17 protein-coding genes are annotated in these 20,201 nt (G+C 52.0%); 14 read left to right on the forward strand and 3 right to left on the reverse strand.

Going from position 1 to position 20,201, the window contains the following annotated elements; translation table 11 throughout:
• Positions 1-442 precede the first annotated feature (442 nt).
• Both ACJJIY_RS08825 and ACJJIY_RS08830 read left to right on the forward strand, forming a co-directional pair.
• Entirely contained in the window at positions 443-1,636 is a 1,194-nt protein-coding gene (locus tag ACJJIY_RS08825) for a hypothetical protein (RefSeq protein WP_445359431.1), read from the forward strand.
• Positions 1,637-1,906: 270 nt separating this feature from the next.
• The gene (locus ACJJIY_RS08830) at positions 1,907-2,746 is read left to right on the forward strand and encodes a hypothetical protein (RefSeq protein ID WP_445359432.1); all 840 of its coding nucleotides are present in this window, start codon (positions 1,907-1,909) and stop codon (positions 2,744-2,746) included.
• A 218-nt stretch (positions 2,747-2,964) separates the two neighbouring features.
• Here the strand turns inward: ACJJIY_RS08830 and ACJJIY_RS08835 are convergent, their stop codons facing one another.
• Entirely contained in the window at positions 2,965-4,062 is a 1,098-nt protein-coding gene (locus tag ACJJIY_RS08835) for an NAD(P)/FAD-dependent oxidoreductase (RefSeq protein ID WP_445359433.1), read from the reverse strand.
• 163 nt (positions 4,063-4,225) lie between these two features.
• Between ACJJIY_RS08835 and nadA the strand changes: the two genes are divergently transcribed.
• On the forward strand, positions 4,226-5,278 hold the full coding sequence (gene nadA, locus ACJJIY_RS08840; protein WP_444895159.1) for a quinolinate synthase NadA: 1,053 nt from the start codon (positions 4,226-4,228) through the stop codon (positions 5,276-5,278).
• Between the two features lie 67 nt (positions 5,279-5,345).
• On the opposite strand, the gene ACJJIY_RS08845 is transcribed toward nadA, so the two are convergent.
• Positions 5,346-6,854, reverse strand: coding sequence for a M48 family metalloprotease (locus ACJJIY_RS08845; protein ID WP_445359434.1), 1,509 nt, complete (start codon positions 6,852-6,854; stop codon positions 5,346-5,348).
• Positions 6,855-7,046: 192 nt separating this feature from the next.
• Here ACJJIY_RS08845 and ACJJIY_RS08850 point away from each other — a divergent pair, with 192 nt between their 5' ends.
• From ACJJIY_RS08850 to ACJJIY_RS08895, 10 genes are all read left to right on the forward strand, one after another.
• The gene (locus ACJJIY_RS08850; protein ID WP_445359435.1) at positions 7,047-7,340 is read left to right on the forward strand and encodes a sulfurtransferase TusA family protein; all 294 of its coding nucleotides are present in this window, start codon (positions 7,047-7,049) and stop codon (positions 7,338-7,340) included.
• Between the two features lie 23 nt (positions 7,341-7,363).
• The gene (locus ACJJIY_RS08855) at positions 7,364-8,449 is read left to right on the forward strand and encodes an AI-2E family transporter (protein ID WP_445359658.1); all 1,086 of its coding nucleotides are present in this window, start codon (positions 7,364-7,366) and stop codon (positions 8,447-8,449) included.
• Between the two features lie 91 nt (positions 8,450-8,540).
• Positions 8,541-9,644, forward strand: a complete 1,104-nt coding sequence (locus ACJJIY_RS08860; RefSeq protein ID WP_444934905.1) for a phosphoribosylaminoimidazolesuccinocarboxamide synthase — start codon at positions 8,541-8,543, stop codon at positions 9,642-9,644.
• A 209-nt stretch (positions 9,645-9,853) separates the two neighbouring features.
• Positions 9,854-12,166 (forward strand): marine proteobacterial sortase target protein, encoded by a 2,313-nt coding sequence (locus ACJJIY_RS08865; protein WP_445359436.1) that lies wholly within the window; start codon positions 9,854-9,856, stop codon positions 12,164-12,166.
• A gap of 2 nt (positions 12,167-12,168) precedes the next feature.
• On the forward strand, positions 12,169-12,747 hold the full coding sequence (locus ACJJIY_RS08870) for a class GN sortase (protein ID WP_445359437.1): 579 nt from the start codon (positions 12,169-12,171) through the stop codon (positions 12,745-12,747).
• A 448-nt stretch (positions 12,748-13,195) separates the two neighbouring features.
• A complete protein-coding gene (gene aceE / locus ACJJIY_RS08875) occupies positions 13,196-15,865 on the forward strand; it encodes a pyruvate dehydrogenase (acetyl-transferring), homodimeric type (RefSeq protein WP_445359438.1) in 2,670 nt (889 codons plus the stop codon).
• 17 nt (positions 15,866-15,882) lie between these two features.
• Positions 15,883-17,526, forward strand: a complete 1,644-nt coding sequence (gene aceF, locus ACJJIY_RS08880) for a dihydrolipoyllysine-residue acetyltransferase (RefSeq protein ID WP_445359439.1) — start codon at positions 15,883-15,885, stop codon at positions 17,524-17,526.
• 224 nt (positions 17,527-17,750) lie between these two features.
• Positions 17,751-18,023: a hypothetical protein gene (locus ACJJIY_RS08885; protein WP_444895151.1), complete on the forward strand. Its 273-nt coding sequence runs from the start codon at positions 17,751-17,753 to the stop codon at positions 18,021-18,023.
• A gap of 95 nt (positions 18,024-18,118) precedes the next feature.
• A complete protein-coding gene (locus ACJJIY_RS08890) occupies positions 18,119-18,421 on the forward strand; it encodes a hypothetical protein (RefSeq protein WP_282934207.1) in 303 nt (100 codons plus the stop codon).
• Complete coding sequence (locus tag ACJJIY_RS08895) at positions 18,411-18,704, forward strand: hypothetical protein (protein ID WP_444895150.1); 294 nt, start codon at positions 18,411-18,413, stop codon at positions 18,702-18,704. Before ACJJIY_RS08890 ends, ACJJIY_RS08895 begins: the two co-directional genes overlap by 11 nt.
• A gap of 53 nt (positions 18,705-18,757) precedes the next feature.
• On the opposite strand, the gene ACJJIY_RS08900 is transcribed toward ACJJIY_RS08895, so the two are convergent.
• The gene (locus ACJJIY_RS08900; RefSeq protein ID WP_444934910.1) at positions 18,758-19,540 is read right to left on the reverse strand and encodes a glycosyltransferase domain-containing protein; all 783 of its coding nucleotides are present in this window, start codon (positions 19,538-19,540) and stop codon (positions 18,758-18,760) included.
• A 255-nt stretch (positions 19,541-19,795) separates the two neighbouring features.
• Between ACJJIY_RS08900 and ACJJIY_RS08905 the strand changes: the two genes are divergently transcribed.
• Positions 19,796-20,179, forward strand: coding sequence for a hypothetical protein (locus ACJJIY_RS08905; protein ID WP_444895148.1), 384 nt, complete (start codon positions 19,796-19,798; stop codon positions 20,177-20,179).
• Positions 20,180-20,201: the final 22 nt, after the last annotated feature.

The following is a 20,201-nucleotide window of genomic DNA, read 5'->3' on the forward strand; positions in this document are numbered from 1 at the left end:
TGCTGCTAGGTTCTGATCTGTGTGGCACAGAAATTTAATCCCAAACTTTGTTCCTAGTTTTTCCCCACTTCCTTCTTATAGCTGTATCGCCGCTTATCGTTAACTCTTACCCAGTAGTTGGTCGGCCCATGATCAGCGATTTGAGAATAGTTTCTAAATATTCAGTCGTTCATTATCGCAAGTGACCTTGTGCCAGTGCATGTCAATTCCTCTTGGGATTTGTTGTTCGCATAATTGCCTGTGTCAATTTCATTGCCTCAGCGCTCGAGTTTGGCGAGCTTTAACACTTCTTTGGTGGATGCTGTTGTTTGGAGTAGGGATGGCGCTAAATTGGATTCTGCGCATGCCTTACGCCGGCATGCCTATTGGTATCGATGTTGTTGATGAGGCCCTCTAAGTTGAGCCCCAAGAAAAGCTTGAATAGTTAATGAAGGATTGAATTATGAGGAAGTTGAAGCCTGTAGCTCTAGTTATATTGGCCGCAGTGAGTGGAAGTGCGATGGCCAGTAATAATACGACGTTAATAGATCAGCAGGGAGTGGGTAATACAGCGAATGCCAATCAGGTTGACCCTACGGCTATAGGGAACCTGATAGATGTCACCCAAATTGGCGATGCAAACTCTTCGTCATCGACCCAGGCGAGCGATGCCGTAAGTAATACCATGATCCACTACCAAGAGGGTGATGGAAATATGGCCGAGTCTTTCCAGCAGTTTATGACTGAGTCCAGTTCGTTGGAAATTAACCAGATTGGGAATAATAACGATACGACAGCGGAGCAACTTGAGTCACTTGGTTCTACCCAGGAACTAAATCAAGCTGGGGAAATGAACTTTATGACCATCACCCAGACTGATACTGAAGCATCCAGTATCGCGGTGAATCAAACTGGGGATATGAATGATGCGATCATAATGGGGCAGGTCTTCGATATTTTGGGAAGTGATGTCATCCTAAATCAAATTGGCGATGACAATATGGCCCAGATTTCCCAGCAGAGTGTTGTTGAATTTAGCTCTGTGTCAGCAGATCAGCTTGGCAACCAGAATAACTTTGATAGTGAGCAATTAATGGGGGTTTTTAACTCTACCGTTACTGCTATTCAGTCAGGCGATATGAATGACATCGAGTCCGATCAGGAAAATGGAGTTACTTCAAGTACGGTCCTTATTGCCCAAACCGGTACCAGCAACTTTGGTGGGGCACTACAGCAGAATGGTGTTGCCAATAGTACTGTAAGTGTGACTCAAGTAGGGGATGGAAACTTTGGTGGCGGCGTTCAGGATACTGGTATAGATGCCAGTGTTGGTATAGTGAGCCAATCTGGTACTGCGAATATGGGCGTTACCCAGCAAGCTGGGGGAACTTCTTTTGCCTCTGCAACGGTTACTCAGTTAGGGTCAATGAATGATGCGACGTTGGGGCAAATTACTGCCACCTCAGTTACGGGCTCCATATTTCAAAATGGCACCAGTAATATTGCCGGTGTGCTCCAACAGGGAAATATGCTCAGTGTGGCGACAACTACTCAAATCGGTGATTTGAATCAACATACAACATCGCAAATGCTAGATTCACAAACTGCAATCGCAACGCAAAATGGTACTTCCAATATTGGATTTATTTTTCAATAGATTTCATTGGGGCTTTGCGATATCAGTATGAATGCCGGCAGCTGTCGTGTATTTGCAAAGCCCCAGTTTTTCTTTTGTGTATTATTCAGTCCTATGTTTGAGATAAGAGCGATTTTTTAGGGAGTTGCATGTTCTCTTCCTATTGATTCTCTCCTGTCTGGTTTGGCTTTTAACTCTAATTTAAATTGGCTTAGATTATTTTCTGGGATGCTTTGCTACGCCTGGACTTTAAACAGAAGGGGTGGGATTTATGTACAAGGGATTAGTTAAATGAGAATTTGGACTTCAGTTACTGCAATAGCTGCGCTCACTTTCAGTGGCCATTCTATGGGCGGCAATAATACGATAGATATTGATCAGGACGGTGTTGGGCATCTGGCAACAGTGGACCAGTCTAATCCGACCAGTACCAATAATACCGTCTCGATAACTCAAACAGGGGATTCCCACCAGGCATCGGTTTTACAAGGTGCCCTTACAGATTTGAACACGGGCACGGTAGAGCAATCGGGTTTGATGAATGAAGCAATATTGGAGCAAATTGCAGAGGTCTCAGAGAGTACGGCTTTAATTAGCCAGTCTGGTGACGGTAATTTTGGTTGGGTAGTCCAGGATGACTTTGTTGAAGCTGGTAGTGCCACTGTTATCCAGTCAGGTTCAAATAATGAGGGTATTGCAGCCCAGGTGGATGTGGGGGGAATACAGGGTACTGTAGCTGTTACCCAATCTGGGACCATGAACTTCGCACAGGCTATTCACGAAGATTTTGCGCTCAACAGTACTGGATTAATTAATCAACTAGGGAGCGAAAATAGTGCTGAGTTATTCCAGGGGGATCTCACTGAGTCAAGCTTTATCAGTGTTGATCAAGATGGGACTCTTAATGAGGCGTTAGTAGCGCAGGGATTTGCCCTATTTTCCTCTATTACCACCTTTCAGAGTGGTGATATGAATTATGCGGAGGTTTCTCAGTTGGGGTTAAGCACTGGGCTGGCCACTATTACTCAAGTGGGAAGCTCCAATGTTCATGTTACAAGTCAGACAAATGATGGACAGGTGGCTACGGCGGTTCAGGTAGGAACGGGCAATCAGGGAAATATTGTTCAGTAGTAATGGACTTCTGGGGGGGGTATTGTTATCTCTGCAGGATTGTGGCTGTACTGAAATATGCTACTGGGGTGGAAGGAACGAATACACTGCACTCGAAACACGCTGTGAATACATCCCTGTAAGTTCCTAATCGGCATCCATGCCTCATAGGGTCCCGAGCGCAGAGTATTCTTTCCTTCTCCCTTTTTAGTAAATTTTAGTCATTGCTAAGTAATAAGTTAGCCAATAATTTCTGAAACCACCTTTCCCAGATATAGTGAAGAAGTTAGACCTGGAGATTCAATACCAAAGAACGCCACTAGCCGAGAATGGTTGTTGAGTTTCTTATGGTAAACCTGAAAATCACCAGCAGGGGTTCCTTGGGGAACAATCTTGGGGCGAATACCGGCATAGCCAGGCTGCAATGTGTCGCTTTCTAATCCGGGCCAGTAGCGACGGATACTGCTATAGAATTTTTCCCGCTTGTCCGGATCTACTTGGTAGTTAATGGTTTTAATCCACTCCACATCCGGCCCAAACCGTGCCCCTCCAGCTAAATCCAGAGTGAGGTGAATACCCAGACCGGCGCTTTCAGGTAGAGGGTAAATTAAGTGTGAAAAAGGCACCTTACTTGACTGAGTAAAGTAACTGCCCTTAACAAAATACGTGATGGGAATTTCTCGTTTTATAGCTTCGCTATTTACTGTGCCCATCAGTGAGCTGGTGTGAAGGCCTGCGGCCAAAATTAGATTACGGGTTTTCAATCGGTAACCATCTTCCATAATCAGCTGGCAAGCTTCGGCAGATATTTCAATTCGTGTGACTTTACTTGCGAGTACGATTTCCCCTTCCTTGGATTCTATGGCGCCCTCAAGAGCCAGCATCAGTCTGTGGCTGTCGATAATGCCCGTCGTTGGTGAGTAGATGGCCCCGGCACACTGTAATTCTGGCTCCATAGATAGAGCCTCTTTAACGTTCAGTAAACGAAGTCCCCCGGCGTTGTTCGCATCCCCCTGGGCTTTGAGGGCTCGGAGTTGCGGCAGCTGTGCTTTATCTGTGGCGACTACCAGTTTGCCGATCTGTTTATGGGGAACCGCGTATTCCTGGCAAAATTGGTACAGCATGGATTTACCGCTGACACAGGCGCGGGCTTTCAAGCTGTTCGTCGGGTAGTAGAGCCCTGCGTGAATAACCTCACTATTGCGCGCGCTGGTTTCAGTTCCAATAGCAGTGTGTTGTTCCAGCACCATCACTTTGTGGCCAGAGAGGCTCAACTTGTAGGCACAGGCAAGCCCCAATATGCCTGCCCCGACTATCACTGTGTCTAATATCTCCATAGAGACCCTGTTGCTAAAATACCCACCTTTTTGAGGTGGCCAGGATGAATCCCTTCGGCCTATTTTGCCTGTAACGCCAGATTAAAGTTGCTGTCGAAAGGGTGCGTGGTGGTGTCGTTTCATTGCGCTATAATGCGCGCTTTTCCGCGACTGGAAGTTAGTCATGACTCATAAGTCCATTGCCGCAGACAAGGTAGATTCTCGCTCTTTGGTGCAAGCGCACCTGGCGGAGCCGGTAATGTCTCAATATAGCGAAGAAGAGCTGCAAGAATGGCGCGAGCGCATCAAGCGCTTGTTGAAAGAACAGAATGCAGTATTGGTCGCACACTACTATACCGATCCTTTGATTCAGGCCCTCGCGGAGGAAACCGGCGGCTGCGTTTCCGACTCATTGGAAATGGCCCGTTTTGGCGCTCAGCACTCGGCGGACACTCTGGTAGTGGCCGGGGTAAAGTTTATGGGTGAGACCGCTAAGATCCTTACCCCTAACAAGAAAGTACTGATGCCGACCCTTGAGGCAACCTGCTCCCTGGATCTTGGCTGCCCCCCACAGGAGTTCTCTGACTTTTGCGATCAGCACCCGGACCGCACCGTGGTGGTTTACGCCAATACTTCTGCTGCGGTAAAAGCCAGGGCGGACTGGGTGGTGACCTCGAGTATTGCGCTGGATGTAGTGGATCACCTGGATGCCAATGGCGAAAAAATCCTTTGGGCACCTGACAAACACCTCGGCGGCTATGTCCAGCGGGAAACCGGCGCGGATGTACTGTTATGGGATGGTTCCTGTATTGTGCATGAAGAGTTTAAGGCCAAGGGGGTTGAGGACTTAAAGGCCCTCTATCCGGATGCTGTGGTTTTAGTGCATCCTGAATCTCCCGCCTCTGTGGTAGCCCTGGCCGATGTGGTGGGTTCTACCTCGCAGATTATTAATGCTGCCAAGACCCGCCCAGAGAAGCGCTTTATTGTGGCTACCGACCAGGGCATTTTTTACAAGATGCAGCAGGAGTGCCCAGACAAAGAGCTAATGGTAGCGCCTACCGCCGGCGCTGGAGCTACTTGCCGCAGCTGTGCTAATTGCCCCTGGATGGCGATGAACTCTCTGGAGAACCTCTGCGGTGTACTGGAGCGCGGGGATAATGAGATCTTTGTGGACCCGGAACTGGGGCGCAAGGCGATGATTCCGCTGCAGCGGATGTTGGATTTCCGCAAAGGTTAGCTCTCGAGGGAGTAGCGGTGAGTAAACAAAAAGAGCGGCCAGTGGCCGCTCTTTTTGTTGGGGGGAATTACAGCTCTTCGATTCTTTCCTGCATTTTCAGTACATCTTTGAGGCGCTGTTCCAGGATGGCATTGACCTGGTAATCGTCTTTTGACATGCGAATTCCATGGCGCAGGTGTTGAATAGCCTTGTCGAATATGCCGTTGAGGATGTAATACTCGGCCCTGGCCTCGTGCACGCCAACAATATCTCCGGCCAATCCGTGAGTCTCCGCCAGTAGATACCATACTGCCGGGTCTTTCTTCCGCGTACGGCTATATTTCGCCAGCAGGCGTTCTGCAGCCAGGTAGTTACCGGCTTTAAAGTGGGCATTGGCGAGGCCCATGATTAAGGCGTGGTCTCCCGGATTGCGATCGAGGGCCCACTGCAGGCGCTTGGTGGCACTGCTGTAGTCTTCTCGGATCAGATCGATATCCGCTCGGGCCAGCACATAGGCTGCTTTTGAGGGGGTCTTGTCTAACAGGGGCTGCAAGGTGTCCAGCGCTGAATCGGGCCTGCCTGCGGCTACTTGGGCCAGGGCGAGGCCGTAACGGGCGGCATCCTCATTGTCATTAATACCATTCAGCTCCGCGCTAAAGCGTTTTACTGCTTGCTGCGGCGTTGGTTCTGTGGCGAGCCGCACTCGGGCGCGCATCAGGTGATAATCCAGATCCTCGCTGGGAGCCACTTTTTCCATACGCTGAGCGCGCAACTTGGCATCGGCAATACGCTTTTCTGTAACGGGGTGGGTCAGGAGAAATTCTGGCGGGCGCTGGTAGTAACGGGTGGCCTTGAGCATTTGCTCGAACATTTCACCGGCGGCCTCTGGATCGCGACCGGATTTGGCCAGGGTATCGATACCGACCCTATCTGCCTCTTGCTCATTCTTGCGGCTGAATCGCAGCTGGTTGTCCAGGGCTGCAGCCTGGGTCACGCTCATGGCCGCGATCCCCGCTTCACCACCGGCGGTAGCCGCCAGAACCAGGGCACCGAGCATACCGGCCAGGGTGGGAATTGTACTGTTGCGCTGTGCTTCCAGGGAGCGGGCGTAGTGCCGCTGGCTGAGGTGGCCCAATTCGTGGGCAACTACCGATGCAAACTGGTCTTCACGCTCTGCAAACAGAAACAGGCCGGTATGGACCCCCATGACTCCACCGGGGACTGCAAAGGCGTTCATGGTTTTGTTGTTTACTACAACAACATCAATTTCTTTGTCTTCCAGTGGGCTGTACTCGGCCAATTCCTTGACCATGCCCTCGACAAATTGCTGGATCAGGGCATCACTGGAGGTGCGAACCTGACTGCGAAAAATACGCAGCCACATCTGCCCCAGTTCTTTTTCCTGGGTGTGGGATACGACACCGCTGGTTCTGTCACCGAGCTCCGGGAGGCGGATTTCATCACTGTCCGCTATGGCAGCAAACGGGACTGCGCCGAGTAACAACCCCATACCCAGGCTTCGCAGTCCTGCGCGAAGTCGGTGGAGGATAGCTGGGGGGCGCGTTCGGTGAAGCAGGCTGTTTTTGGAATCAGTCATCTTGATTACTGCTCGGTCTGTCCATGAAGGATCTATAGTCCAACTCTATACGCTACCCCGTTGGACTGTCGAGGGTTGGACTTAGTGGACCATAAAAGGTTCACGCTTGCGCCAGGCGGAAAGTTAAAAAGCGTAAAGCCTGTGCGGGTTATGGCGTCTGGTTCGCGCTATAATCCCCGGCAATTCTGGTTTGTGACTAAAAAGGCAATGTCAGTAACTTCTTCTACCAATCAGCCCGATACCCAGATACCGAACTGGGACGCGGCCACTATTGTGGATGCAAGAAATCTGCCCTGCCCACAACCGTTACTGACCATGCGCCGGGCATTGCGGGAATACCCAGAGGGAACGCTGCTTTGTGTGCTGGCCACTGATGAAGGGTCCTGGCGAGACTTCCACAGTTTTGCGTCTTTAAGTGGCCGGTCCCTGCTCCGCGCTGAGCGACGTAATAATACCTTTCAATATTGGCTGTACGCTGGCAAATGAATAAAGATAAATCCCGAGAGTCTATGTTATCGATTGTAAAAGGCTGGGTGAACCGCTACTTCAGTCAGGAAGAAGTGGTGCTTCTGGTTTTAATATTGACCCTGGCCCTGGTGGTCCTGGCGACTCTGGGCGCTGTGCTGGCCCCGGTATTCACCGCGCTGGTGATCGCCTTCCTGATGCAGGGTATGGTGCAAAAGCTGAAGTCTTGGCGTGTGCCACACTGGCTGGCGGTTACCCTGTCCTGCTTGGTGTTGGTGGGTACTATTGTGGCTCTGTTATTTGTGGTACTACCTATTATCTGGCGTCAGTTGGTGCGGCTTGGGGCAGAGTTGCCCAATATGGTGCAGCGCGGCCAAGAACTATTATTGTTACTCCCTGAGCGCTACCCACGATTAATTTCAGCCGGACAGATCGATGAAATCTTCAATACCCTTGGCAGCGAATTGGGCGGCCTGGGACAGACACTGCTGGCCTTCTCCCTTACCAATCTACCCATTTTTGCCGGCTTGCTGATTTACGTTGTAGTGGTGCCGATCCTGGTGTTCTTCTTCCTTAAGGATGCGGAACAGTTGATCCGCTGGTGCACCTCTTTCCTGCCCAAAGAGCGGCCCATGCTCCACCAGATTTGGCATGAGATGAATGATCAGGTGGCCAATTATGTACGCGGTAAGGTAATAGAAATTGGCATTGTGGCTGCTGTCAGTTATGCCGCCTTCCTGTTACTGGGGGTGAACTACGCCCTGTTGCTGGCGGTAGCTGTGGGTTTCAGTGTGTTGATTCCTTATATCGGTGCAGCGGTTGTCACTATCCCCGTTGCGGCTATTGGGCTTTTCCAGTGGGGGTGGAGTAATGAGTTTCTCTACCTGATGGTGACTTACGGCATCATCCAACTGCTCGATGGCAACGTACTGGTACCACTGCTGTTTTCTGAGGCAGTTAACCTGCACCCGGTTGCTATTATCCTCGCGGTATTGTTCTTTGGCGGCATCTGGGGCTTCTGGGGCGTCTTCTTTGCAATTCCCCTGGCGACCTTGCTCAAGGCCATTATGAGTGCCTGGCCCACCCATGAGCACCAGGTGGAATGGGAGGCCCGGCGAAGCTCGGAGTAATTGCCCGATATCTTTCTTTGTCTGTAGGCTGCGGCATTTGCTAGAATGCCGCGCTTTCTTTTATTTGGTCCCTTCAAATAGGTGAGAGCCCATGAGCCTGGCTGACAAAGTTCTAGCGGTCAATAATGACCTGCCGATCCGCACCGACAAGCCTATCCACAGTGGCAAGGTCCGTTCCGTATACTGGCTGAGCGAAGAAGACAGCCGTCGCCTGATTGAGGAGAAGGGCTACCCGGTTTCTCCTGATACCCCACTTGCGGTAATGGTGATTTCCGATCGCATCTCCGCGTTCGACTGTATCTGGACTGGCGAAGGCGGTATGCGTGGCGTACCAGGCAAGGGCGCAGCACTAAATGCTATTTCCAACCACTGGTTCAAGCTGTTTAAAGAGCAGGGCCTCGCCGATAGCCATATTCTCGATATCCCGCATCCTCTGGTGTGGATCGTACAGAAGGCGCGCCCGGTTATGATCGAAGCGATCGCCCGTCAGTACATTACCGGCTCCATGTGGCGCTCCTATGAGAAGGGTGAGCGGGAGTTCTGTGGTATCGAGATTTCTGATGGCTTGCAGAAAGACCAGAAGCTGCCTGAATTGCTCATTACCCCCTCCAGCAAAGGCATTCTCAAGGGTATCCCCGGCGTGCCGGAAGCAGACGATGTCAATGTCACCCGCAAGAATATCGAAGACAATTTCGAAGCCTTCGGCTTCCGCAATGCAGGCGATATCGACCTGTACGAGAAGTTACTAAAAGAAGGTTTTGATTTGATTTCTGCCGAGCTGGAAAAGCTCGACCAGGTTTTTGTCGATACCAAGTTTGAATTCGGCTATGTCACCGATGCCAATGGTGAAGAGAAGCTGATTTATATGGATGAGGTGGGCACCCCGGACTCCTCCCGTATCTGGGACGGCGAACAGTATCGCGCGGGTAAGGTTGTAGAGAAATCCAAAGAAGGTTTCCGCCAGGCCCTGCTCAAATACTTCCCGGATGCCGATATCCTGCTGAACAAAGATCGCATGGATGAGCGCTCGGCTTTGGCTCGTGATAACGAGTTGCCAGAATCTATGCTGATGGATCTCTCTAATACTTATATTGGTATTGCGGAGAAGATTATTGGTACGAAACTTGAGATATCTGATAATCCCAAAGAGGAATTGCTTGAAGTTCTCCGCAAGGATTACGGCCTGGTCGACTAATCTGGATCGAACTGCAAAAAACCGGCGTTTTCGCCGGTTTTTTTATGCCTGCCATAATTCGCCACAATTCCTCCTGTTTTGTGCTCGTATTCCTGCCGCCTTTCGCCCGCTTCCCTCTGTTTAATGACTTCAACATCCAATTTAAAAGTGGAGGTAAATGAGTGAACAGGGTGATGTTATTCGGGCAGCGGTTCCATAAAGACGATCTGATGTTGCCGACCGAGGAATACTATCGTCGCCGCCAGAAAACTGGTGGTGTAGGGCGCTGGTTGTTATTTGTTGTGGTGGTATTGGCAGTTGTCATTGCGGCAATCGGGGCAGAGGTCAATGCTCAGGAGATCCCCGCTGTGGGTGATGCGATCCAGCGGGAGTTTACCGAGACAGCTACCCTGGACGATGTAAAGGGGGGGGACTTACTTTTTACTGGCAATGAACCCGGAACGTACATTCCAGCGGTGCACCTGAAAAGTCAGGTCAGTATTTCCGTGCGGGGTCTGGTAGCGGAAGTAGAGCTTCAGCAGCAATTCAAGAATACCACCGACGGCTGGCAGGAAGCGGTGTACGCATTACCACTGCCTGAGCAAGCTGCGGTGGCGGGGCTTGAAATTCAGGTGGGCGAGCGCCGCATTGTCGGTAAGGTACGCGAGCGAAAAGAGGCCTCCAAGATTTATAAGGCTGCTCGTGCGGCGGGTAAGCGTGCAGCTCTGCTAGAGCAGCAGCGCCCAAATCTGTTCACTAATAAAGTGGCCAATATTGCCCCCGATGAGATGGTGCAAATTAATATCCGCTTTTTGCAGCCAGTGAATTATGACAGTGGCGTTTTTTCACTACGTATGCCCACGACATTGACCCCGCGCTATATCCCTGGCAAGCCAATACCCTCCCAGGCATTGAACGGCGATGAGCAGGAGTTGGTGGTAGAGAGTAGTGGCTGGGCACTGCCCACTAATCAAGTGCCGGATGCTGCGTCGATAACTCCGTTTATGCAGCCAGCGCAGGAGCTTGAGGAACTGGGTAGTCATAATATTTCTATCGAGGTGGATCTGCATGGCGGACTGCCACTAGCAAAAATCGATAGCCCCTATCACCAGATTGATATTGATAACCGAGGTGACGGTCGCTACCGGATTCAGTTGCGCGATGAAACAGCTGCTATGGATCGGGATTTCTTATTGAATTGGCAACCGCGCGCTTCTGCTATGCCGCGGGCGGCGTTGTTTAGCGAGAAAATCACAGCGCAAGAGGGGACAGAAGAGCAGGCTGGTGCTTATCTACAGGTCATGCTGCTGCCACCCAGCGACGGTACTTCCGCGCAGCGTTTACCGAGGGAAGTGATTTATGTGATCGATACTTCCGGCTCCATGTCTGGCAATTCTATTCGCCAGGCGAAGGAGAGTCTTACCCTGGCACTGTCTCGCTTGCACAGCAATGATCGCTTTAACGTTATTGAATTTAACAGTACAACCCGGGCATTTTTCCCGCGCCCGATAGCCGCGAGCGCGGAGAATATCCGCCGTGCGCGCCAGGAAATCGAAAACCTGACTGCGGAGGGGGGCACAGAAATGGCGCCGGCCTTGCGAATGGCATTCGGTCAGCAAATGCAGGACGACACCAGTACCGTTCAGCAAGTCGTATTTATTACAGATGGTGCGGTGGGCAATGAGCGGGCCCTGTTCGAGTTAATTAGCCAGTCCTTGCATAACGCCCGGCTGTTTACTGTGGGTATTGGTTCGGCTCCCAATAGCCACTTTATGCGCAAAGCTGCTCAGTTTGGGCGCGGTACTTTCGTCACCATCGGTGATATTTCCGAAGTTCGTGAGCGTATGCAGGCTCTGTTCGCCAAGTTGGAAAACCCTATGGCTACAGACCTGCAACTCAGTTGGCCCCAGGGCGTCGTCGCGGATGCCTACCCCAAGCGTATCCCGGATCTCTATAACGGTGAGCCTATGCAGTTGGTGGCCAAGGTGCAGGGTGATCTCTTGCAGGGAGATATCCAGCTGCGGGGCCGAATGGCGGGTAAACAGTTTGTGCGCAAACTAGCTCTGAAAGTAGAGAGTGATAGCGATACTTCAGGCATCGGCAGTGTCTGGGCGCGCAGCAAGATAGATTCTCTGCGGGACCGGCAGCTTCAGTCTGGAGAGCAGTCGGATGCGGGCTTGGCTCTGCGCGAACAGATTTTACAGATTGCCCTGAGGCATCAACTTGCCAGCCCCTATACCAGTTTTGTTGCAGTTGAAGAGGAAGTTGTACGCAGCGCTGAAGAGAAGTTATCTCGCAGCTCGGTCACCAATATGATGGCTAAAGGGCAAGTGCTACAGCGCCAGGCCTATCCGCAAACTGCTACAGGTCTCTACGGGCAGTTATTGGCAGCGGCGGTATTGTTGATGTTTGCGGCGATCTTCCAGCGCGGTCGGGCCTTGCGCAGCAACTTGACCCGAGCCCTGCGCTCCTTCCTGCGCAGGGTTTTACCGGACCCCCGTCAACCCAGCGGCGCTAATCCTCTGCAACGGGGAGGTGTGTAAGCGTGGCTCGCTCACTGCTCTTTATGCTTTGCTTGGGAACGGGCTTGTGGCAGCTGGGTTCCGCCAGCTGGCTCCTGGCCAAGGCAGAATTGACCCAGGTGTTGATTAATAGTGCTTGGGAAGAACAGCTACAGGGCGGGGCTCTGCAAAAGCCCTGGCCCTGGGCGGACACCTGGCCAGTGGCCAAGTTAAAGTTGGAAGGACAGTCGCCATTAATTGTTCTCAGCGGCGGTAGTGGCCAGGCGTTGGCTTTCGGCCCTGGTCTCTTAGCTGGGTCCGGCAATCCTGGCGAGCCTCGCACCACGGTTATTGCCGCACACCGGGATACTCACTTTGCGGGATTAGAGCGTGTCAGGCGGGGTACCTCCATTTACCTGCAGGATAAACGCGGACGCTGGCATACTTATCGGGTTGCGGAAATGCGAATTGTGGACAGTGAGAGAGAGCGTTTGCCGATCTTTGCCGAGCGGGGTTTATTGCTGGTGACTTGTTACCCCTTTAATGCCCTGGCGGCTGGTGGCCCGCTGCGTTACTTGGTCTACGCTGAATATCAACCCGGTGGGGAGCTGGTTCAGCTGTGACTGATGTCTTTGTTTGAGACTCGATTTTGTAGCTCATTTTCTCAAAAATTCCACTAAATGTTCCGGTGAAACGGCCAAACGGCAAATAATTGTTTTGCTCTTTTGTTTTATTTGTTACTAACCGTCCTATCTGGAAAATTTTTTGTAGTAATACTACAATTCCCTCCGCTAACAACCGGGGATGGGGTTTTGTCCGCCAGTCTGCGCGGGCCCCGGAACAAATAATCACAGTCAAACTAGGCACTTGCGGCAATTAATTGCGCCGCTTTCCTCACCGTCATATTCGAGTAAAGATTCACAAACTTTGCATTTACGCCAACAAAGTTGGTGAATTGGCGGAACCAAGAAAAAAAGGAAGCTTTTTTTTGCTCGCGCTGTAGTTTGCCCGCGTACCGATTTTTGAGAAATAGACCGACTCGACGTCGCCTAATTCGCCGAGGAGCACTTGATGCACGAAGATACCGATAACCTCGAAACGCAGGAGTGGCTGGACGCGCTGCAAGCGGTTATCCGCTATAGCGGCAAAGAACGCGCAGCCTTCCTCCTGAAGCAGCTGTCTGACCGCGCTACCGATGTAGGCGTACAATTGCCTGCGGCAATCACCACTCCCTATCGCAACTCCATTCCGCCCAATGCGGAAAAGCGTATGCCTGGCGACTTATTTATGGAGCGCCGGATTCGCTCCCTGATTCGCTGGAATGCCCTGGCGATGGTGGTACGTGCCAACCAGAATGACGATGGCCTCGGCGGCCATATCTCCAGTTTCTCCTCTGCGGCCACACTCTACGATGTGGGCTTCAACTACTTCTTCCGTGGCAATGACGGTGAAGAGCGCGGCGACCTGATTTTCTTCCAGGGCCACAGCGCACCGGGTATTTATGCCCGTTCCTACCTGGAAGGGCGCTTCGATGAAGAGCAGCTGGACAACTTCCGCCGCGAAGTAAACGGCAATGGCCTGTCCTCCTACCCTCACCCCTGGCTGATGCCGGAGTACTGGCAGTTCCCCACGGTCTCCATGGGATTGGGGCCGATCCAGGCGATTTACCAGGCGCACATTATGCGCTACCTGTCTGCCCGCGGCCTGTCCCCGCGCGGCGATCGCAAAGTGTGGGCTTTCCTTGGTGACGGTGAGTGTGACGAGCCGGAAACCCTGGGCGCAATCTCCCTGGCTGGCCGCGAGCAACTGGAAAACCTGGTGTTCGTGGTTAACTGTAACCTGCAGCGTCTGGACGGCCCGGTACGCGGCAACGGCAAGATCGTGCAGGAGCTGGAAGGCGTATTCCGCGGTGCCGGTTGGAATGTTGTCAAAGTACTCTGGGGTCGCCTATGGGATCCGCTGCTAGAGAAAGATGACAAAGGCCTGTTGCAGAAAGTCATGGACGAAGTGGTCGATGGCGAGATGCAGAACTTCAAGGCCAACGGCGGCGCTTATACCCGCGAGCACTTCTTCGGCAAGTACCCGGAGTTGCTGGAGCTGGTTAAGGATATGTCCGACGATGAGATTATGAAGCTCAATCGCGGCGGCCACGATCCTTACAAGGTATACGCAGCTTACGCAGCGGCGATGGCCCACAAAGGCCAGCCCACCGTGATCCTGGCCCAGACCGTTAAAGGTTACGGCTTAGGCTCCGCCGGTGAAGCGGCGATGGATACCCATTCTGTGAAGAAGCTGGATCTGGATTCCCTCAAGCGTTTCCGCGATCGCTTTGCCATTCCGCTCACCGATAAAGAGCTGGAAGAGGTCCCTTACTACCGCCCATCTCCGGACAGCCCGGAAATGAAATATATGGCGGAACGCCGCAAGGCCCTGGGCGGTCCGGTTCCCCGTCGCCCGGTTGAGTGCCCGAAACTGGAAGTTCCCGGTCTCGATGCCTTCAGCGCACTGACCAAAGGCTCCGGTGAGCGCGAAATCTCCACCACCATGGCATTTGTCCGCGCAATCGCCGCCTTGGTAAAAGACAAGAATATCGGCAAGAACATCGCACCGATTGTTCCCGATGAAGCCCGTACCTTTGGTATGGAAGGCCTGTTCCGCCAGCTGGGTATTTATTCCTCCCAGGGGCAGCGCTACACCCCGGTGGATCACGGCCAGATCATGTATTACAAGGAAGATAAGAAAGGCCAGGTGCTGGAAGAGGGCATCAACGAAGCCGGTGCTATGTCCACCTGGATGGCGTTGGCTACTGCCTACAGCAACCACGGCGTGCCGATGGTGCCTTTCTATATCTACTACTCCATGTTCGGCTTCCAGCGTATCGGCGACCTGGCCTGGGCCGCTGGTGATATGCAGGCGCGCGGCTTCCTGATCGGTGCCACTGCTGGCCGTACCACCTTGAACGGTGAAGGTCTGCAGCACCAGGATGGCCACAGCCACGTACTGTCCTCCACGATCCCCAACTGCCGCAGCTACGACCCGGCTTACGGTTATGAGCTGGCTGTAGTTATGCAGCGCGGCTTGAAAGAGATGTACGAAGAGCAGAAGAACCTCTTCTACTACATCACTATCGAGAACGAAAACTACCTGCAGCCGGAAATGCCTCAGGGCGTGGAAGAAGGCATTATTCGCGGTATCTACAAGCTGCAGTCCAACGTCAAGAAAGGCGCCAAGGGCAAAGCGGCGAAGAAACATGTACAGCTGATTGGTGGCGGTACTATTTTGCGCGAAGTACTGGCAGCAGCGGATATCCTTGCCGACCAGTTCGGTGTGACGTCCGATGTCTGGAGCCTCACCTCCGCTGTGGAATCGGCCCGTGAAGGCCAGGATGTGGCGCGCTGGAATATGCTGCACCCGGAAGCCGAACCGCGCAAAGCCTGGATCACTGAGCAGTTCGAAGGCAATACCTCCCCGGTTATCGCCTCCACCGACTACATCCGTTCCTATGTGGAGCCACTGCGCGAATTTATCGACGGTGAACTGACCACCCTGGGTACCGATGGTTTTGGCCGCAGTGACAGCCGCGAGCAGCTGCGTCGCTTCTTCGAAGTGGATCGCAACTACGTGGTAATCGCCGCACTGAACGGCTTGGCCAAGCAGGGTGTTATTGATGCTAAAGAGGTTGCGGAAGCAATCGTGAAGCTCAATATCGACGCCGAAAAAGTTAACCCGCGCATCAGCTAAGAGAAGGCAGAACTCCTATGGCAAAACAAGTCATTAAAGTGCCTGATCTCGGCGGTGCCGATCAGGTGGATGTGATTGAAATAACGGTTGCCGTCGGTGATACCGTCGCGCAAGAGGATTCTCTGATTGTGGTGGAGGGCGATAAAGCCTCCATGGATGTGCCAGCCCCGGTGGCTGGCAAAATCCTCAGCATCAGCGTGAAAGAGGGCGATAAGGTCTCCGAAGGCGATGTGATTGGCGAGATCGAAACCGATGTGGCGGAAGCGCCGGCAGAGGAGCCCGCTGCGGCCCCCGCCAAGCAAGAAGCTGCACCCGTCGCGGAGCCTGTGGCTGAAGCCCCTGTGGCAGCGGCGAGTGGCGAGCCGAAAGAGGAAACGATCCAGATCCCGGATTTGGGCGGTGCTGATGCGGTTGATGTGATCGAGATCAGTGTACAGCCCGGTGATGTGGTTGAAGAGGGGGACTCCCTGATTGTGGTGGAAGGCGATAAAGCCTCTATGGATGTGCCTTCCCCCAGCGCCGGTACCGTGGTTTCTATCGCCGTTAAAGAAGGCGACAAGGTTTCCACAGGTGACACTTTGGGCGTGTTGAAAGTAGTTGCTGCAGGCGCCGCCGCGCCCGCTACTCCAGCTGCAGCCCCTGCAGCGACAGCGCCTGCCGAGAGCGCGCCACAGCAGGCATCTACGTCTGTTGAGCCCCCGGCAGTGCCGCAGAAAGACTATCAGCTGGAGCGCAACCTCACCGCAGCAGCCCAGGTTTACGCCGGCCCCGCCGTGCGCAAACTGGCCCGCGAGTTGGGCGTTACCTTGAATAAGGTGAAGCCGACTGGCCCGCGCAACCGGGTCTCCAAGGACGATCTGCATAATTACATTCGCGAGCAGGTGAAGAAAGCCGAAAGCGGCGCGGTTGGTGTCGGCGGTGGAATTGGCATCGCCAAGATGCCGGATATCGACTTCAGCCAGTTTGGCCCGGTGAACGTGGAGCCGATGAGCAAGATCCACAAGATCACCGCAGCCAATATGTCGCGCAACTGGCTCAACGTGCCTCACGTCACCCAGTTTGACGATGCGGATATCACAGAGCTGGAAATCTTCCGCAAGTCCATGAAGGCCGAGGCGGAGAAGCGCGGAGTGAAGCTCACCCCAGTGCCTTTCCTGCTGAAAGCGGTAGCCGCAGCCCTGCGTGCAGAGCCGAGCTTTAATGTGTCTCTGCACAACGATGGCGAGCACATTGTGCGCAAGGACTATGTGCATGTGGGTATGGCAGTGGATACTCCAAAAGGCTTAATGGTGCCGGTTATCCGCGATGTGGATAAGAAAGGCCTGTACGAGCTGGCGGCAGAGGCCACTGAAATGGCCCTGAAAGCCCGCGATGGCAAGCTAAAGCCCAACGAGATGCAGGGCGCCTGCTTTACCATTTCCAGTTTGGGGGCTATCGGCGGCACCGGATTTACCCCGATCGTCAATTCTCCGGAAGTTGGTATCCTCGGTGTTTCCAAGCTGGCGATGAAGCCGGTGTGGAACGGTAAGGACTTTGAGCCTCGTCAAATGTTGCCCTTGGCACTCTCCTACGATCACCGCGCGGTAAATGGCGGAGATGCCGGACGCTTTATGACTTATTTGGTTAGCGTGCTGGCGGATGTGCGCAGACTGTTGCTGTAATTGCCAGCGAGTTAAAGTCAGTAAAAAAAGCGGCCAATCGGCCGCTTTTTTTATAGTCAGGACTAAGGAGCCTTTAAGTGGAAATGAAATATTCGCCGCGTAAAACAACAATAAGATGATTTACGCGCAAATCGATTCTGGATTGCTGGCTGCTAATGCCTCGGCAGCTAGACTCACAGAGAGGCTACTATCATCGCAGCACTGAAAATGTGAGGTGTCGGATTATGGGACCTACAAGGAAATTCGCGTTGCCGTTTGTGGCGGTATTTGCGATGCAGGGCTGCTTGTTTTTGCCTGCGGACGAAGTGGAGGGCGAAGACCCTTTCTTTTATGAGGCAGAGGCTGCCGGACAAAGCGCCAGCTTTGTGGAAGTCGGCAGTAACCACACAAAATACCCACAACCCCTTACCGCCAAAAGCGAATGCGAGGCGGCGGATTGCGTAGATAGCTTGCAGGACTCCATGGCCTGGTTTTTCCCTATATTGCGGGTTTACTAACGATAGTAGCCGAGCCCAGTGTGGAGCTGTTGCGAAATAGCCGGATCTAAAAGTGCGTGGATTCTGTCCGCGCGGTGCTGATACGGAGCGCTACCATGCAAAAATTTGCGATATTTATTTCTGCTTTGTCGATGGGTGTATTCCTTGAGGGTTGTGGAACCCCCGATACGCGCAATCAAGTAGTTTATCCCGTAAGCCCGCCAATTCCCCGCCATGCGGAATACCGGGGTTATCCCTCTTCTCACTCTTCTCATTCCTCCCACGTGCCAGATGCACCTGCGTCTCCAACAAGCTGCCCGGGAGATTCTGAGGAGCTGGCGCCGGGTTCTATTTGCCCACCCAGTGCTCGTTGTTTTGACATTTCCGGTGGAAGGCGTTGTATTTCCTATGAAAATTAGCGTTGTTTTTTTTCTTGTTCTTGTAACGCAGTCCCTGGCGGGCTGCGTGGCTGACGGTTTCGGTTATGACTTAACCGGCACGGCAACTTACTACACCTACAAAACTACTCCGGTGCCACCGGATGAACTTACTGCATTCCCGCGTTTTTGCCTGGCCGGTGATCCCTATATGGGAAGTCTCGATAACTGTATTGCCGAGGGTGTGCACTGCTATCAACTGGACACCGGTGATTGGTGTGAAGGACCCTATTCACCGTTTGAATTAAGTTATAGCTTTTATTGATCGATATAAAGGTTATCTGCGATTGAAGGGAGTATTGGCTGGGTGATTTGGGGCTATTTTAATAGTGTTTTGATACTCTCTTTAATCGAGGTGCCAATATAGTACTTCAGGCCATGGAAAGTACCTTTGATGTTAATTCCTGGGTTGTATTCGTACCCGAGTTTTTCCAGAAGCACATTGAGTTTTTTCTTGATGCCAATAGCAAACCAGCTGCAAGGGAATGAAATAATACTCGGAGTTTCTCCATTGTGTAGGTATATTTCTTCGTTGTGAATTTTGCTTACTTGGCTTAGTAGATTGAAACTTGGATTGGCGGCATCAAAGTTAAAAAAAAGTTGGCTTTCACCGTCGATACCTATTTGTGTGCAGTTTTGGTGTGCATAATAGTGCCTAAGAATTTTTTGGTCATCAGAGTAATTGGGGTACATGTTACGAGCGGCCTGGAAAAGGTTTTGTAGCGCTATATTTCTGCCTATAAAGACTCCTGTAGAAAAAACACACTCGCTGGGAAAAAATTTTCTTTCAAAAAATCCTTGTATACCGCTATGTTCGTAATCATTGGAAAAAATAATTTCCTTGCCAAAGGTGAGAAATTTTTTTTCTAAGTGTTTGATTGATGGCAGTATTAGTGAATCGAAACCATCCAGGTAGCAGACGATATCCTCTTCCGGTAGGGATCTAAAGAAAGGCATTAAGATGTCTATTTTGGACGAGAAATCTTTCCAAGGGTAATTGTGCCCAAGGATAGATAATGACACGCCGTTGCGGTTGGCGGATTCCAGTAGGACGGGAAGCATCCTTTCCGAGTGGGTGGCAATCGTGGCGACATGCAACATCTTTTAGGAAGAGATCTCGATAATCTGAAGTATTTTTTAACGGCATGGATTTATTGCCGCTCGGAAAAAGTCTAGCCGAACGCGGCTTTTGCCACTGAAGTTCGGCGGAACTTGATTTTCTTACGAAAAAGCGTTTGTGTGCACGCTCGTGTTTTTATGGATTATTCTTTCATTGGTGATTGTTTTACTGTGGATGCCAAACCCTAGGGCTGGGATATTAGGGAGGAGGGTTATCCGTCAATAAATAGGCTGGTAATGAAAGGTGCCAATAAAAGCTGGCTTTGGAATGTTATTGTTGCCGTGGATCAATTGGGCAATGCCATTGCTGGCGGCAATCCTGATGCAACTATATCTGCGCGCTGTGGCTATTTCTCAAGGGTGACAGAAACACGTTTTCGGCGTTACTGGAGGTTTCTGGAGCGGGTAATTAACTATACCCTGAAGCCGATTGATGGGCCCGATCACTGTTACCAATCCTACCTGTGGGATCACGCTGAGAAACACGAAGAAGGCAGTGATTATATGCGTGCTGTTTTAGGAGTTATTGTGATTTTGATTTGTGTGCCAATGGGCTTGTTGATCCGCTTGTATGTGATTGTTTTTCCTGGAGCCCGCTGGAAAAAGGAGAAGCGCAAGTAGAAAAAGCCCGGGCGCATAGTGT

Source organism: Microbulbifer maximicatervae (SeqCode), from assembly GCF_052468155.1.